This window comes from Pseudomonas sp. SWRI22, from assembly GCF_014268395.2.
In the GTDB taxonomy this organism is placed as follows: Bacteria; Pseudomonadota; Gammaproteobacteria; order Pseudomonadales; family Pseudomonadaceae; genus Aquipseudomonas; species Aquipseudomonas paracarnis.
The window spans coordinates 1938255-1954761 of record NZ_JABWQK020000001.1 but is presented as its reverse complement, the minus strand read 5'-3'; the positions used below and the strand labels follow the sequence as shown (position 1 = coordinate 1954761).

Here is a 16507-nt window from a genome sequence, read left to right as displayed (position 1 = left end):
GATGAAGTTAGCCATTGTTACCGCCTGCCCGAACGGCATGGTCACCAGTGTGCTGTGCGCCCGCTTGTTGGACGCCGCCGCCCAGCGCATGGGCTTGCACACCAGTGTTGAAGTCGTCGATGTGCAGCGCCCGGAGCGCCAGTTGTCCCAGGCGACGATTGATGATGCCGAGTGGGTGCTGCTGGTCAGCAGTACCCCGGTGGAGATGCAGCGGTTTGTCGGCAAGCGTGTGTTCCAGAGCACACCGGCCCAGGCGTTGGCGGATGTCGAAGGCGTGCTGCGCCGGGGCGCCGAAGAAGCCCAGGTGTATGTCGCCGACGCCGCCCCGGTGGCGGCCAAGGCTGCGCCGCGTATCGTCGCGATTACCGCGTGCCCCACCGGTGTGGCCCACACGTTCATGGCCGCCGAAGCCTTGCAGCAGACTGCTCAGCGCCTGGGTTATGACCTGCAGGTCGAGACCCAAGGTTCGGTGGGCGCCCGCACGCCGTTGAGCCCGCAAGCGATTGCCGATGCCGATGTGGTGTTGCTGGCGGCCGATATCGAGGTGGCCACCGAGCGTTTCGCCGGCAAGAAGATTTACCGCTGTGGCACCGGCATTGCCCTCAAGCAATCCGAAGCCATCCTCAACAAAGCCCTGGCCGAAGGCGCGGTGGAAAGCGCGGCCGGCGGTACACCGGCCAAGGCGGAGAAAACCGGCGTCTACAAACACCTGCTCACCGGCGTGTCGTATATGTTGCCGATGGTGGTGGCGGGGGGCTTGCTGATCGCCTTGTCGTTTGTGTTCGGCATCCATGCTTTCGAGCAGCCCGGCACCTTGGCGGCGGCGCTCAAATCCGTGGGTGACCAGGCGTTCCTGTTGATGGTGCCGTTGCTGGCGGGCTACATCGCCTACTCGATTGCCGACCGTCCTGGCCTTGCGCCCGGCATGATCGGCGGGCTGCTGGCTGGGACGCTGGGGGCTGGGTTTATCGGCGGCATCCTGGCCGGCTTCGTCGCCGGGTATTGCGTCAAACTGATCAGCCGCGCAGTGCAACTGCCCCAGAGCCTGGAAGCGCTCAAGCCGATCCTGATTATCCCGTTACTGGCGAGCCTGTTTACCGGGCTTGTGATGATCTACCTGGTGGGCCCACCGGTCGCCCGCTTGCTCACGGGCCTGACGGATTTCCTCAGCACCATGGGCACCACCAACGCGGTGCTGCTGGGCATTCTGCTCGGCGGCATGATGTGCGTGGACTTGGGCGGGCCGATCAACAAGGCGGCCTATGCGTTCTCGGTTGGCCTGCTGGCCGCGTCGAGCGGCGCGCCGATGGCCGCGACCATGGCCGCCGGCATGGTGCCGCCAATTGGCATGGGCATCGCCACGTTGCTGGCCCGGCGCAAGTTCGCCCAGACCGAGCGCGAGGCCGGCAAGGCGGCGATGATCCTGGGGCTGTGCTTTATCTCCGAAGGCGCGATTCCCTTCGCCGCCAAAGACCCGCTGCGCGTCATCCCGGCCAGCATCGCCGGTGGCGCGTTGACCGGTGCGCTGTCGATGTACTTCGGCTGCAAACTCGCCGCGCCCCATGGCGGGTTGTTTGTGTTGGTGATTCCGAATGCGATGAACCATGCGTTGTTGTATTTGTTGGCGATTGTGGCGGGCAGTGTGTTGACCGGCTTGGTGTATGCCGTGCTCAAGCGACCGGAAGCGGCCGAGCTGGCCGTGACTACCTGACCAGTAAAAGTGTGGGGGCAAGCCCAAATACCCTGTAGGAGCGAGCTTGCTCGCGAAGAACTCGCAGGCGCCGCGTTCATTCAGCAAGCCCGCGTGATCGTTGACGTTTTTCGCGAGCAAGCTCGCTCCTACAGTTGTAGCCTGTCATCTGCGCTTCATCCCATCATGCTTTAGTGGCCCTTTTGATACTCAAGAGGGCACCTCCATGAGCCATTTCGATCTCGGTCGCCGCCGCGTGATGCAAGCTGTGGGCGCTGGCCTGCTGTTGCCGGGCCTGGCGCCTGCGGTGATCGCTTCGGTGAAGGACCGACCGCAACTCACTGACGGCGTGCAATCGGGCGACCTGCAGGGCGATCGCGCAATGATCTGGAGCCGCAGTGACCGCCCGGCGAAGATGGTAGTGGAGTGGGATACCCGCAGCGTGTTCAGCAACCCGCGCCGATTCGTCTCGCCCCTGGCCGACAGCCGCACCGACTTTACCGCCCGTGTCGAGCTCACCGGGCTGCCGGTTGATCAGGCGATTTTCTACCGCGTGCATTTCGAAGAAGCCCAGACCGGCATTGCCAGTGAACCCTGGTTCGGGCACCTGCGTAGCGTGCCGCAACAGCGGCGTGATATCCGTTTTGTGTGGAGCGGCGACACCGTCGGCCAAGGCTTCGGCATCAACCCGGACATCGGTGGCATGCGCATCTATGAAGCCATGCGCCTGCGCCTGCCAGACTTTTTTATCCACAGCGGCGACACCATCTATGCCGACGGCCCGGTCCCCGCGCAGCTCACCACTGAAGGCGGGCGCATCTGGCGCAACATTACCACTGAAGCCAAAAGCAAAGTCGCGGAAACCCTCGATGAATATCGCGGTAATTACCGCTACAACCTGCTGGATGAAAACGTGCGCCGCTTCAATGCCGAGGTACCGCAGATCTGGCAGTGGGACGATCACGAGGTGATCAACAACTGGTCATCGAGCAAGCAGTTGGATGAGCGTTACCAGACCCGCGACATCAATACCTTGGTGGGCCGTGCCCGCCAGGCCTGGCTGGAATATTCACCCATGCGCCGACAGAGCGCCGACGGTGGCGGGCGCATTTATCGCAAGCTCAGTTATGGGCCGCTGCTGGATGTGTTTGTGTTGGATATGCGCAGCTATCGCGGGCCGAATGACGACAACCTGGGCGCTGAAAAACCCTTCCTTGGTCGTGAACAGTTGGACTGGCTCAAGCGCGGGCTCAAGGCATCGCAAGCGCAGTGGAAGGTGGTAGCCGCCGACATGCCTATCGGCCTGGGCGTGCCCGACGGTGAGGTCAGCCCCGGCGTGGCGCGTTGGGAAGCGATCGCCAATGGCGACCCTGGCCCGGCGCAAGGGCGTGAGCTGGAGATCGCCGAACTGCTAGGGTTCCTGCATGAGCACAAGGTGCGCAACCACCTGTGGCTGACGGCCGATGTGCATTACTGTGCGGCGCATCACTATCACCCTGACCGCGCGGCGTTCCAGGATTTCGAGCCGTTCTGGGAGTTTGTGGCGGGGCCGTTGAATGCCGGGAGTTTCGGGCCCAACCCACTGGATAAAACCTTTGGCCCGCAGGTGGTATTCCAAAAGGCGCCACCGGCACAGAACACCTCGCCGTTTGCGGGTTTTCAGTTTTTTGGTGAAGTGCAGATTGATGGGCAGACGGCGGAGTTGACGGTGACGCTGCGCGATCTCGATGGAATCTCGGTGTTCGAGCAAAAGCTGCAACCGGCCTGATCGTTCCCACGCTCTGCGTGGGAACGCATCCTGTGACGCTCCGCGTCACGCCGTCAAGAGCGGACGCGGAGCGTCCAGGGCGGCATTCCCACGCGGAGCGTGGGAACGATCAAATAACTGCTAGGGTTCCTGCATGAGCACAAGGTGCGCAACCACCTGTGGCTGACGGCCGATGTGCATTACTGTGCGGCGCATCACTATCATCCTGACGGCGCGGCGTTCCAGGATTTCGAGCCGTTCTGGGAGTTTGTGGCGGGGCCGTTGAATGCCGGGAGTTTCGGGCCCAACCCACTGGATAAAACCTTTGGCCCGCACGTGGTATTCCAGAAGGCGCCACCGGCACAGAACACCTCGCCGTTTGCGGGCTTTCAGTTTTTTGGTGAAGTGCAGATTGATGGGCAGACGGCGGAGTTGACGGTGATGCTGCGCGATCGCGATGGAGTCTCGGTGTTCGAGCAAAAGCTGCAACCGGCCTGATCGTTCCCACGCTCGCGTGGGAACGCATCCTGTGACGCTCCGCGTCACGCCGTCAAGAGCGGACGCGGAGCGTCCAGGGCGGCATTCCCACGCGGAGCGTGGGAACGATCAAATAACTGCTAGGGTTCCTGCATGAGCACAAGGTGCGCAACCACCTGTGGCTGACGGCCGATGTGCATTACTGTGCGGCGCATCACTATCATCCTGACGGCGCGGCGTTCCAGGATTTCGAGCCGTTCTGGGAGTTTGTGGCGGGGCCGTTGAATGCCGGGAGTTTCGGGCCCAACCCACTGGATAAAACCTTTGGCCCGCAGGTGGTATTCCAGAAGGCGCCACCGGCACAGAACACCTCGCCGTTTGCGGGCTTTCAGTTTTTCGGTGAAGTGCAGATTGATGGGCAGACGGCGGAGTTGACGGTGACGCTGCGCGATCTCGATGGAATCTCGGTGTTCGAGCAAAAGCTGCAACCGGCCTGATCGTTCCCACGCTCTGCGTGGGAGCGCATCCTGTGACGCTCCGCGTCACGCCGTCAAGAGCGGACGCGGAGCGTCCAGGGCGGCATTCCCACGCGGAGCGTGGGAACGATCAAATATCAATAGACATCCCTGCGATAGCGACCCTGTTCGATCAGGCGCTCCAGCGCCTCATTGCCCAAGATGTCTTTCAGTGCCTGATCCACCCCCGTCGCCATCCCCTGCAAGCTGCCACACACATAAATCGCTGCGCCGTCCGCGAGCCATTTGCGCAGCACATCCGCTGACTCGCGCAGGCGATCCTGTACGTAGATCTTATCCTCTTGATCGCGGGAAAATGCCAGGTCCAGCAGGGCCAGGTCTCCACTGGCGAGCCAGCCTTGCAGTTCGTCCTGGCACAGGTAGTCGTGGGCGATATTGCGCTCGCCGAACAGCAGCCAGTTTCGCTGCTGGCCGTCGGCAATGCGTGCTTTGAGCAAGCTGCGCAGGCCCGCAAGCCCGGTGCCGTTGCCCAGCAGAATCAGCGGCACAGGCGCGTCGGGCAAATGGAAGCCGCTGTTGCGCCGCAGACGCAGGCTGATGGCCGAGCCGAGGGCGGCGTGTTCAGTCAGCCAGCCGGAGCCAAGCCCCAGGCTGCCGTCGGGGTGGCGTTCCTGGCGCACAATCAGCTCCAGCACGCCGTCGCTGGCAATCGAGGCGATGGAGTATTCGCGCATGCCCAGGGGGACCAGCGCATCCACCAATGCCTGGGCGTGCAGGCCGACCAGGTGCGTGCGGTTTTCCGGCAGTTGGCGCGTGGCCAGGGCCTGATCAAGGGTGTGGGCGACGCCGTCGATCACCACACCGTCGCTGCCGACCAAGCCCAGGCCGGCCAGGAAGTGTTCGATGGCCCAGGGGCAATTGCGCGGCAGGACTTCCACCAGGTCGCCGGCCAGCCAGCTGTGCGCAGACGTGGATGTGAGGCCCAGCAGGTAGACGGGCGAGCCGACACTGTCGGGGTTGAGCAGGGTGCGTTGGCTCAGGGTCCAGTTTTCGTACTGGGCCGTCGGCCAGGCCGCTGCCGGGGCATGGCCGGTGAGCTGGCCCAGTTGCTGTTGCCAGGTCTGCAGCGCCAGTGTGTCGCCGCTGTCGACTTCCACCGGGGCAAACAGCGGGGTGCCGCCCTGGTTGGTCAGCCAGAAATGCAGGCGCCGGGCAAAGCCGCAAAAATGTTCGTACTGCCGGTCACCCAGGGCCAGCACCGAGTAGTTCAAGCCTTTGAGGGATAGCGCCTGGCCGAGCACGCTACGCTCGAAACCTCGGGCGCTGTCGGGCGCTTCGCCGTCGCCAAAAGTACTGACCACGAACAGCGCGTTCTGCGATTGGCTGAGGTCGTCGCGGCTGACACTGCCCAGGGGCTGCACCTTCACCGCCAGGCCCGCAGCCTGCAGTTGCCCGGCCGTTTGCCAGGCCAGTTGTTCGGCAAAGCCGCTCTGGCTGGCGAAGCCGATCAGCCAGGCCGGGGCATCGCTGTGGTTATCTGTCAGGCCTTTGCGGGCATCGCGGACCTGGCGCTTTTTGCGGCGTCGGTCGAGGTACAGCAGCCAGCCCGTGATGAAAAACAGCGGCATAAGCAGTGAGCTGACGGTGAGGACGATGCGCCCGACCAGGCCGAAATAGCTGCCGGTGTGCAGCGCATACACGCTCGTCAGCAACTGCGCCTTGAGGCTTTTGCTGGCGTAGCGCTCGTGAGATTTGACCTCGCCAGTGGCCGGGTCCAGGTTGATCTGGTTCAGCGCACGGTCATGGGGCGATGAAGTGAGCAGGTAATACACGGTGGCCGGTTGCCCGGCGACCGCGGGCATCCGAATGTTGTAGGCGCTCAAGTCGGGGCCGGCGTTGCTGTAGATGCTGCTCCAGATCGCGTCGTAGTTGGCCACCGGAGCCGGGCCTGCGGGGGCTGGGCCGCGCTTGCGCATGCGCTCGTTCTGCGGCGCGTCGGACAGCAGTTTGGTCACGCCACGGTTGTACCACTCGTACGACCAATACAGCCCGGTCAGCGCTGCCAACAGATAAAACAGCAGGCACCAGGTGCCGAATACCGAGTGCAGGTCCCAATTGAAGCTGCGGCCCTTTTTGCGCCAGTCCAGGGTCAGCCAGACACGCCAGCTTTTCACCTGGCGCGGCCAGCGCAGGTACAGGCCGGAGAGGCAAAAGAACAGCAGGATCAGGGTGCAGGCGCCGGTGATGTTGCGCCCGGTGTCGCCGATGGCGAGGAAGCGGTGCAGTTGCAGGATAAAACCGAACAGGTCCTGGCCGACCGCGTCGCCCAGGTAGTCGCCGGTGTACGGGTCAAAGTAGCGCATCTGGCCACGGCGCTCGCCAGGCGGCGGGGTGAAGGACACGCGGCCGGCGTTGCCGCTCTCGCTTTCTACCCACAGCATGGCCACGGTCTTGCCTTCGGCCGCTTCCAATTTGCGTACCAGCTCGGCGGGCGGCACTACACCGGCCTCGCGTTTCTGCACGCTCAGCACGGTGGGGTTGAGCGCCCGCAGGATCTCGTCCTGGAACGAGTACGCGGCCCCGGTGACCCCCATCAAGGCCAGCACCAGCCCGGCCGTGATGCCGAAGAACCAATGCAACTGGAACAGGGTTTTCTTCAACACGTCGGAGCGCCTCGCTTAGCTGGATATCTGATCACGGCGCGCATTATGCCGTGAGTTGCCGGGAAACACGCAAAAGCCCCACGCATCCGATGTGTGGGGCTCCTGGCTGAACCTTGACCGCTTTTAGAAGTGGAAGCTGGTGGTCAACAATGCCGTACGACCGGCCGCCTGGTTGGCGAAATGCGTGGAGAAGGCCTTGTCGTAGTAGGTCTTGTCGGTCAGGTTCTGCACGTTCAGTTGCAGGTCGACGTTCTTGGTCAGCTTGTAGCTGGCCATGGCGTCATAGCGGGTGTAGGAGGGTACATACACCGTGTTGCCGACATCACCGTAAACCTCATCGACGTAGAAGGCGCCGCCGCCGACGGTCAGCTTGGGCGTGATGTCGTAGGTGGTCCACAGGCTGAAGGAGTTCTTCGGCGTGTTGGGCATCTGGTTGCCTTTGCTGGAGCCAGCACTCACCACACCGTTACGCCCGTTGAGGCCGGATTTGACCAGTTCACTGTCCAGATAGCTGTATCCCGCAAACACCTGCCATTGATCGGTGATTTTGCCGCTGGCGGACAACTCGATGCCGTCGACCTGAGATTCACCGGCGTTCTGGTAGGTGAGCGCATCCACCAGGATGCGGGTGTTTTTCTTCTCGGTGCGGAAGATTGCAGCGGTCAGGGACAGGCGGTCGTGGAACAGGTCCCACTTGGTGCCCAGTTCGTAGTTGACGGTTTCTTCTGGCTGCAAGTCGCTGGTGGCGGCACCGGCAGACAGCGGGTTGCCGTCGGAACCTTCACCTATCAGGCCACCGGCTGGCGTGGCCGATGTGGCGTACGAGGCATAGATGCTGCCGTTTTCCACCGGCTTCCACACCAGGCCGGCCTGCCAGTTGAAGAACTGACTGTCGTCCTTGATCTTGGTGCGCCCGGCGACGGCGTTGGTGTTGGCTTCGGTGTCAAAGGTGTCGTAGCGCAGGCCCACGTTCAGCAGCCATTTCGGATCGAGCTCGATGGTATCGAACACGTACGCGGCGCGGCTGGTGGCTTTGGTGTTGGTGCCCATATAGTTGCGCGCAATGCTGCCGTTCCAGGCGTCGTCCGGGTTCGGGTTGCTCAGCGACGTGCACTGGCCGCCCAGGCTGCCCTTGGCCGTTGTGCACACCGGGTTGGCGTTAGGGCTGACGGTGTAGCCGCTGACACGGGTTTCTTCGCCGGTAAATTCCAGGCCGGTGGAGTAAGTGTGCTTGAAGCCCAAGGCCTGGAAGCTGCCAAACAGATCGGTCTGGTTGGTGGTTGTGGTCGTGGTGGAGACACGGCTGTTGGCGCGACGCCAGACAGTGCCGTAGCGGTTGACGTTGAACTTGCTGTCATCCGGCTGAGTGAGCACATAGTCCTGGCCGGTGCTGCCGTGGCGCAGGGTGTTCTTGAGCGTCATGTTGTCGTTCAAGTCGTGTTCGATGGAGAACGTGCTGATGTCCGCACGGGTCTTGCGGAAGTCACGGCTTTTCAAACCGTAGAAGTTGTTGCTGTCGCCGCCGTCGTTGGGTTTGTCATGCGCGTGGGCTGTGGCGGTCGACGAACCGTAGCCGTAGGGAATCCCCGAATCCGGCAGGTCATCACTTTCCATATGGTAGTAGCTGAGGTTGACACGGGTCGGCGTGCCCAAGCCAAAAGTCAGCGACGGTGCCACGCCCCAACGGTCGTAATTCACCGCGTCGCGGCCAGCCACGTTTTGTTCATGGCTCATCAGGTTCAGGCGGAATGCCGCGCTGTCGTCCAGAAACTGGCGGTTCACGTCGAGCACGTAGCGGCGGGTCTGGTCGGAGCCGTAGGTAAAGCCGCCGTTGGTGAAGTCCCGCGCTTGTGGGGTCTTGCTTACCAGGTTGAGGCTGCCACCGGCTGAGCCACGGCCGCCGAACGAGGAGTTCGGGCCTTTGCTGACTTCGATGGATTCGATGTCGAAGATCTCGCGGCTCTGGCCACCGGTATCGCGTACGCCATCGAGGTAGGTATCGCCCTGGGCGTCGAAACCACGGATGAACGGGCGGTCGCCCTGAGGGTTGCCACCTTCACCGGCGCCGAAGGTGATACCCGGTACGGTGCGCAACGCGTCCTGCAGCGAGGTGGCGGCGGTGTCCTTGAGTACTTGTTGCGGCACCACAGTGACCGAACGCGGCGTGTCCACCAGCGGCGCGGTGTACTTCTGCGACGAAGCTTTCTCCACCTGGTAGGAGGTGTTGTCCTGCTCCTGGCCGGTGATGTTGGTGGCGCCGAGGGAGATAGGGTTGCGCTCGCCTGTTGGCTCGGTATTTTCAGCGGCCTGTGCCAGGTGGGCGGCGGAGCCGGCACTCAGGGCAACGCCAATGGCGGAGGCCAGCATGCGTGGCGAACTGGCCGGTATTTTTAGAATAGTGCGCGACATGACGTGTCCCTTCCCCAAGGATGTGAGGCCGCGGAATATAGGGCCAACAAGACTTTGTATCAATTGCGAGATATTGCTATTCGCATCAAATTTACATTCTTTACACTTTTTTGTTACGGATTTTGCGCTCTCGTTCGTCCCTGTGTTTTACAGAGAGGATAAGAATCAATACCATTGACGCCTCTCTGATCCCAGGTATTGCCCCATGTTGCTGCACATTCCCGGCCTGTTCTCTCGCGAGGAGGTGCTGCGCATTCGCCAGGCCCTGGAAGAGACCGAATGGGCTGACGGCAAAATCACCGCCGGTCACCAGTCGGCCAAGGCCAAGCACAACCTGCAATTGCCTGAAGGTCACCCGTTGGCCAAGGAAATTGGCGCAGCCATGCTGGAGCGGTTGTGGAGCAACCCGCTGTTCATGTCGGCCGCGCTGCCGCATAAAGTCTTCCCGCCACTGCTCAACTGCTACACCGCTGGCGGCAGTTTTGACTTTCATATCGACAATGCGGTGCGCCAGCCCAAAGGCAGCCACGAGCGCGTGCGCACCGACCTGTCGTCCACGCTGTTCTTCAGCGATCCCGACGAGTACGACGGCGGCGAACTGGAGATCCAGGACACCTTCGGCCTGCAGCGGGTCAAGCTACCCGCCGGCGACATGGTGCTGTACCCCGGCTCCAGCCTGCACAAAGTCAACGCGGTGACCCGTGGCGCGCGTTATGCCTCGTTCTTCTGGACCCAAAGCCTGGTGCGCGAAGACAGCCAGCGCACCCTGCTGTTCGAGATGGACGGCGCGATCCAGCAACTGACCCGCGACGTCCCCGACCACCCTGCGCTGATCCAGCTCACCGGCACCTACCACAACCTGTTGCGCCGCTGGGTCGAGGTCTGAGCATGGGTTTTTTATTGCGCCGCGAAGAAGTGCTCAACGTTGCACAATTGCAGAGCATGCTCGATGACTCCCCGGTGCGCGCCGCCCAGGCCATCCTGATCGCCGCCAAGGCAGGTGTGGCCGAGGCCCAGGCCCTGCTCGGGCAAATCTTGCTGGAAGGGCGCGGTATTGCCCGCGATGAGGCCCTGGCGCTGCGCTGGTTCCAGATTGCCGCGCAGGGCGGGCACCTGATGGCGCGCAATATGATCGGGCGTTGCCGGGAGCATGGCTGGGGCTGCGCTGTCGATGAAGCCGCCGCAGCACGGGAATATCGCCTGGCGGCACACGCCGGGTTGGATTGGGGGCAGTACAACTACGCCAACCTCTTGGCTACCGGCCGTGGCGTTGTTGAAGACCAGGCACAAGCACTGGCGCTGTATCGCCAGGCTGCCGAACAGGGCCATGCCAAGTCGATGAACCTGCTCGGGCGTTACCTGGAAGACGGGCAGCATTGCCCCAAGGATGTTGAGGCGGCCGTTGAGTGGTACCGCCGCTCAGCCGAGGCAGGTGATTTTCGTGGGCAGTTCAGCCATGCGGCGGTGCTGGCCGACAGCGGCCAGATCGACGCGGCGCTGGAATGGTTGCACAAGGCGCTGGCAGGCGGGAATCTCAAGTTTCTGCAAACGGCACACAAGGCGCTGGCACGGGCGGATGACCCGCGAATTCGCGCCATGGCCAAGTTGTACCGGCAACGAGCTACGAGCTGATCGTACCCACGCTCCGCGTGGGAGTGCCGCCCTGGACGCTCCGCGTCCGCACTTGAGCGCGTAACGCAGAGCGTCACAGGACGGGTTCCCACGCAGAGCGTGGGAGCGAGCGGGGGAGGGGTTAAACGTAGAAGGATTTCAGCGGCGGAAACCCATTGAACTCAACCGCGCTGTAGCTGGTGGTGTAGGCACCGGTCGACAACCAGTACAGACGATCACCAATGGCCAGGTTCAATGGCAGGCCGTACTTGTAGTTTTCGTACATGATGTCGGCGCTGTCGCAGGTCGGGCCAGCGATGACCACTTCTTCCATCTCGCCTTTCTTCTCGGTCCAGATCGGGAACTTGATGGCTTCGTCCATGGTTTCGATCAGGCCGGAGAACTTGCCCACATCCGTGTACACCCAGCGCTCGACGGCGGTACGGGACTTGCGCGCCACCAGCACCACTTCGCTGACCAGGATACCGGCGTTGGCGATCAACGAACGGCCTGGTTCCAGGATGATTTCCGGCAGGTCGTCCCCGAAGTCTTCCTTGAGGAAGCGGATGATTTCTTCAGCGTAGGTTTCCAGGCTGTTGGTGCGGGTGATGTAGTTGGCCGGGAAGCCGCCGCCCATGTTGATCAGCTTCAGGTGGATGCCGTCTTCTTCTTTGAGGCGTTCGAAGATCACCTTGACCTTGGCGATGGCCGCGTCCCACACGCTGATGTCGCGCTGTTGCGAGCCGACGTGGAACGAGATGCCGTAAGGCACCAGGCCCAGGTCGCGGGCGAGGATCAGCAGGTCCATGGCCATGTCGGTCTGGCAGCCGAATTTGCGCGACAACGGCCAGTCAGCAGTGGTCGAGCCTTCGGTGAGGATACGCACATACACTTTCGAACCCGGCGCGGCCTTGGCGATGTTGCGCAGGTCGGCTTCGGAGTCGGTAGAGAACAGGCGCACGCCCTTCTCATAGAAGTAGCGGATGTCCTTGGATTTCTTGATGGTGTTGCCGTAGCTGATACGGTCGGCGCTGACGCCGCGGTCCATGACCTTGTCCAGCTCGTAGATCGAAGCGATGTCGAAGCTCGAACCCTTGTCTTTCAACAGGTCGATGATCTCGACGGCCGGGTTGGCCTTGACCGCGTAATACACCTTGGCGAATTCGAAACCGGCGCGCAGGTCATCGTAGGCCTGGCTGATCATCGCGGTGTCGATCACCACGAACGGGGTTTCTTGCTTGTCGGCGAACGCCTTCATTTTGTCAAAAGTGGCGCGCGCGAAATAATCTTCGACGTTGATCGACATGCTGGGAACTCCTAAGGGCAAACTAATTTGATCAATGGGTGCAAATGAACGTCCTCCGTATCCCCACTTTGGTTCGCCTACTTCCCAAGGCATGTCGCCGAAAGCAAAAAGGCCATGGGATCAACCGCTTCCCTTGGCCTTGCTGTCTCGTCGTCAGTACTTGAGCCGGATGGATCGTTTCCAGCATGGACGTTCGGCGCGAACTTTAGGGCTTGGCGGGCGTGGGATCAACTAAAAATGTCGCGTTTTTGCACGCGTTCGTCGCGCGGCCGCGTGCAGCTACTTATGTAACCGACCGGTGTGACGGATTGATGTTCCCCGGATGGGGCCAATCAGGTGGATTTGCGGTGTATTCATCGCAGGCAAGCCAGCTCCCACAGGGGAATGCATTCCAACATAAGAATGCAGTTCAAATGTGGGAGCTGGCTTGCCTGCGATAGCGGCGGATCAGACCAGCGCGATCTCGGCTGGAGACACGATACTGGTCTTGCCCCCACGCGATTTGCCAGAGCTCAGGTACTCGGCAATCGACTCCTGGGTCACCTCACCCAAGAACACCCGCTCCGCATCCATCACCGGCAGCCACGAACGGTTGAACTCGTACATGCGCGACAGCAGGATGCGCAAATGCTCGTCATACGCTGCCGTGGCGTTGAACTCGCGCAGGTACTGGCCGCAGGTGCCGGCCTGGCGGTGCAGGTCGCGACGGCGTACGTAGCCCAGCGCCTTGTTCTCCGAACAGGTGACCACCACATAGCGGCGGTCGTGCTCGTCCATCAATTCCAGCGCATCGGCCACGGGTGTTTCCGGGCTCACCGACGGGGCGTTGTCCGCCGCGTCTTCGGCTTTTACCAGCAGCAGGCGCTTGAGGGTGCTGTCCTGGCCCACGAAATTGCTGACGAACTCGTCGGCCGGGTGCGCCAGCAGCGTGTCCGGGTGGTCGATCTGCAGCAGCTTGCCGGCGCGGAAGATGGCGATCTTGTCACCCAGCTTGATGGCTTCGTCGATGTCGTGGCTGACCATGATCACGGTCTTGTTCAGCGCGCGCTGCATCTCGAAGAATTCGTTCTGGATCATCTCGCGGTTGATCGGGTCGACCGCGCCGAACGGCTCGTCCATCAGTAGCAGCGGCGCATCCGCCGCCAGGGCGCGGATCACACCGATGCGCTGTTGCTGGCCACCGGACAGTTCACGCGGATAGCGATGCAGGTACTGCTTGGGCTCCAGCTTGATCATGCTCATCAACTCGCGGGCGCGGTCGTGGCATTTTTGCTTGTCCCACCCGAGCAGCTTGGGCACCACCACGATGTTCTCTTCGATGGTCATGTTGGGGAACAGGCCGATCTGCTGGATCACGTAGCCGATGTTGCGACGCAGGGTCACCTCGTCGAGGTCGGTGGTGTCTTCGCCGTTGATCAGGATCTTGCCCGAGGAGGGCTTGATCAGTCGGTTGATCATTTTCAGCGTGGTGCTCTTGCCGCAGCCCGAGGGCCCCAGGAACACGCAAATCTCGCCTTCGTTGACGGTCAGGCTCACATCGTTGACGGCGGTGACCGTCTTGCCGTTGCTTTGAAAAGTCTTGGACAGGTTTTGAAGTTCGATCATTTGAGCAATCCTTTTGGAGTCAGCGAGCGTTGCAGCCATTGCAGAAGCAGGTCGGCGAAGATGGCCAGGAGACTGACCAGCACGGCGCCGACGATCAGCATCGACATATCGCTGCGGCTGATGGAAGCCAGAATAAGTACACCCAGGCCACCGGCACCGATGGTGGCGGCGATGGTCATCACACCGATATTCATCACCACGGCGGTACGCACGCCAGCGAGAATCACCGGCACCGCAATCGGCAGTTCGACCATGCGCAGGCGCTGGCCGAAGGTCATGCCGATGCCGCGTGCGGCTTCGCGAATGCCTGGCTCAACGCCGGTGAGGGCCAGGTAGGTGTTACGCATGATTGGCAGCAGGGAGTAAAGGAACACGGCGGTGATCGCCGGCATTGGCCCCAGGCCCTGGCCGAACTTGGAGTAGAACGGCAGCAGCAGGCCGAACAGCGCGATGGATGGCACGGTCAGCAACACTGTGGCGCTGGCTTGCAACGGGCCGGCCAGGGGCGGGAAGCGCGTCATCAGAATGCCCAAGGGCACGCCGATGAAGATCGCGAGGATCACGGCGATGCCGACCAGGGTAATGTGCTGCCAGGTCAGGTGCAGGACCTGGGCCCAATCAAGATGGGAAAAGGCGTTCAAAAATTCCATGTCTTCTCCTTTTTAGTTGATTGGATGTTGGCGCAGGAAATCGGCGGCAACGGCGGACGGGCTTTCATGGTCGACGTCGACCCGTGCATTGAGCTGACGCATGGTTTCATCGTCGAACAGGTTGGCCAAAGGCTTGAGTTCGGCGGCCAGCTGCGGGTGTTTGTCGAGGTATTCCTGGCGGATCACCGGGGCTGCGGTGTAGTCGGGGAAGTAGTGCTTGTCGTCTTCGAGCAGCTTCAACTTGAACGCGTTCAGGCGGCCGTCGGTGGTATAGACCAGTCCGGCAAACACCTGGCCATTACGCAGGGCGGTGTAGACCAGGCCCGCGTCCATTTGCCGGGTGTTGTTGCGCGTCAGGTTCATGTCGTACAGCTTGACCATGCCCGCCAGGCCGTCGGAGCGGTTGGCGAACTCGGTGTCCAGGGCGACCAGGCGGTGCTCTTTGGTGTCTTCGGCCATGGCTTTGGTGAGATCGCTGATGCTGTTGATCTCGGGATGTTCCTCAGCAACTTTCTCCGGCAGCGCCAGTGCGTAGGTGTTGCTGAAACGCGACGGCGACAGCCAGACCAAGCCTTTTTTCGCATCGAGTTCTTTGACCCGAGCGTAGGACTGTTCGCTGTCGAGTTTCTCGTCGATATGGTTGTAGGCCACCAGCGACACGCCGGTGTATTCCCAGATCAGGTCCAGTTGCCCGCTTTCCTGGGCACTGCGCGCCAGGTTGCTGCCCAGGCCGCCGGTCACACGGGCGTCGTAGCCCTTGGTGCGCAGGTACTGGGAGGTGATTTCGGCGAGCAGGGTCTGCTCGGTGAACACCCGGGCGCCAATGCGGATCACGGGTTTTTCAGCGGCTTGCGCAATACCTGCAAACAGCAGGGCGCAGCCTAATATCAAGCTCAGTTTTTTCATGTGATTTCCTTTACCGGGCCTTAAGACGGGCGCAACCCGCGTTCCAGCCAGAGGCGGCTGGCCATGGTCACCAGGCCATCAAGCAGCAATGCCAGCAGCGCGGTACACGCGGCGCCGAGCAACAGTTGCGGCTGGTTGTTCAGGGCGATGCCAGGGAAAATCAGGCTGCCCAGGCTGTTGGCGCCAATCAGGAACGCCAGCGGTGCGGTACCGACGTTGATCGCCAGGGCCACGCGTACACCGCCGATGATGATCGGCACGGCGTTGGGCAGCTCCACGCGAAACAGTACCTGGCGCGGGGTCATGCCGATGCCGGTGGCGGCTTCCTTGAGGGAGCCCTGAACGTTTTTCAGGCCTTCGTAGGTGTTGCGCACGATGGGCAGGAGCGAGGCAAGGAACAGCGCGAAGATGGCCGGGCCGCTGCCGATGCCGAGGACGCCGAGGGCGATGGCCAGTACGGCCAGGGGAGGGACGGTGTTGCCGATGTTGAAGATCTGCATGAAACGTTCTGCGCGCCCGACCATGTTGGGTCGGCTGAGCAGGATACCGGCGGGGATGCCCACAATCAGGGCCGCCAGCATGGAGACTAAAACCAGAATCAGATGAGCTTGCAGGTAAAACAACAAATCGTCGCGGTACAGTTCGATCGTGTTGATGCCGATCCAGTGGACCAGCAGGGCCAGGAGAGCGACGACAACCACTGCTCCTATCAGCCCTTTGCCATAGCGAATAGCCACAGGCGGACTCCTTTTTTTCTTTTGTCGGCGAACACATTTCCGAGCGGCAATGCCATTCCTGGCTGCCTCTGATGAGTTCGCGAAAAGCAGCTCGCCGATACTGGCTATGCAGTATGCGATCGAGCCATAAGCGCAGCCTCGTCAGGCTAACTTGCTGATTTTTCAGCCCCTGTTCCGAGTGCGGTAGCAGGGGAGTGGACGTCTCGACCTTTTAAAAGGTTCCACACTTG

11 protein-coding genes and 2 pseudogenes are annotated in these 16507 nt (G+C 61.8%); 6 read left to right on the top strand and 7 right to left on the bottom strand.

Going from position 1 to position 16507, the window contains the following annotated elements; genetic code table 11:
- Window position 1 precedes the first annotated feature (1 nt).
- From HU730_RS08550 to HU730_RS08535, 4 genes and pseudogenes are all read left to right on the top strand, one after another.
- Entirely contained in the window at window positions 2–1711 is a 1710-nt protein-coding gene (locus HU730_RS08550; protein ID WP_186526876.1) for a PTS fructose-like transporter subunit IIB, read from the top strand.
- A 205-nt stretch (window positions 1712–1916) separates the two neighbouring features.
- Window positions 1917–3458, top strand: a complete 1542-nt coding sequence (locus HU730_RS08545; protein WP_217862442.1) for an alkaline phosphatase D family protein — start codon at window positions 1917–1919, stop codon at window positions 3456–3458.
- Between the two features lie 117 nt (window positions 3459–3575).
- Window positions 3576–3935, top strand: a pseudogene (locus tag HU730_RS08540) (alkaline phosphatase D family protein); the annotation flags it as partial.
- Between the two features lie 116 nt (window positions 3936–4051).
- Window positions 4052–4411, top strand: a pseudogene (locus HU730_RS08535) (alkaline phosphatase D family protein); the annotation flags it as partial.
- A 116-nt stretch (window positions 4412–4527) separates the two neighbouring features.
- Here the strand turns inward: HU730_RS08535 and HU730_RS08530 are convergent.
- Window positions 4528–7053, bottom strand: coding sequence for a sulfite reductase flavoprotein subunit alpha (locus tag HU730_RS08530; protein ID WP_186527586.1), 2526 nt, complete (start codon window positions 7051–7053; stop codon window positions 4528–4530).
- 123 nt (window positions 7054–7176) lie between these two features.
- Window positions 7177–9462, bottom strand: a complete 2286-nt coding sequence (locus HU730_RS08525; RefSeq protein WP_186527585.1) for a TonB-dependent siderophore receptor — start codon at window positions 9460–9462, stop codon at window positions 7177–7179.
- Window positions 9463–9667: 205 nt separating this feature from the next.
- On the opposite strand from HU730_RS08525, the gene HU730_RS08520 reads away from it, so the two are divergent.
- Together HU730_RS08520 and HU730_RS08515 are read left to right on the top strand one after the other, a co-directional pair.
- The gene (locus tag HU730_RS08520) at window positions 9668–10348 is read left to right on the top strand and encodes a Fe2+-dependent dioxygenase (RefSeq protein WP_034126270.1); all 681 of its coding nucleotides are present in this window, start codon (window positions 9668–9670) and stop codon (window positions 10346–10348) included.
- Between the two features lie 2 nt (window positions 10349–10350).
- Window positions 10351–11094, top strand: coding sequence for a tetratricopeptide repeat protein (locus HU730_RS08515; RefSeq protein ID WP_186527584.1), 744 nt, complete (start codon window positions 10351–10353; stop codon window positions 11092–11094).
- Window positions 11095–11215: 121 nt separating this feature from the next.
- On the opposite strand, the gene HU730_RS08510 is transcribed toward HU730_RS08515, so the two are convergent.
- From HU730_RS08510 to HU730_RS08490, 5 genes are all read right to left on the bottom strand, one after another.
- Window positions 11216–12379: a type III PLP-dependent enzyme gene (locus HU730_RS08510; RefSeq protein ID WP_014716890.1), complete on the bottom strand. Its 1164-nt coding sequence runs from the start codon at window positions 12377–12379 to the stop codon at window positions 11216–11218.
- Between the two features lie 447 nt (window positions 12380–12826).
- Window positions 12827–13984: an ABC transporter ATP-binding protein gene (locus tag HU730_RS08505; RefSeq protein ID WP_060763527.1), complete on the bottom strand. Its 1158-nt coding sequence runs from the start codon at window positions 13982–13984 to the stop codon at window positions 12827–12829.
- Entirely contained in the window at window positions 13981–14634 is a 654-nt protein-coding gene (locus HU730_RS08500) for an ABC transporter permease (RefSeq protein WP_054919358.1), read from the bottom strand. The genes HU730_RS08505 and HU730_RS08500 overlap by 4 nt, the downstream gene beginning before the upstream one ends.
- 12 nt (window positions 14635–14646) lie before the next feature.
- Complete coding sequence (locus HU730_RS08495; protein WP_034126274.1) at window positions 14647–15540, bottom strand: glycine betaine ABC transporter substrate-binding protein; 894 nt, start codon at window positions 15538–15540, stop codon at window positions 14647–14649.
- A gap of 20 nt (window positions 15541–15560) precedes the next feature.
- Complete coding sequence (locus tag HU730_RS08490; RefSeq protein ID WP_003188475.1) at window positions 15561–16277, bottom strand: ABC transporter permease; 717 nt, start codon at window positions 16275–16277, stop codon at window positions 15561–15563.
- Window positions 16278–16507: the final 230 nt, after the last annotated feature.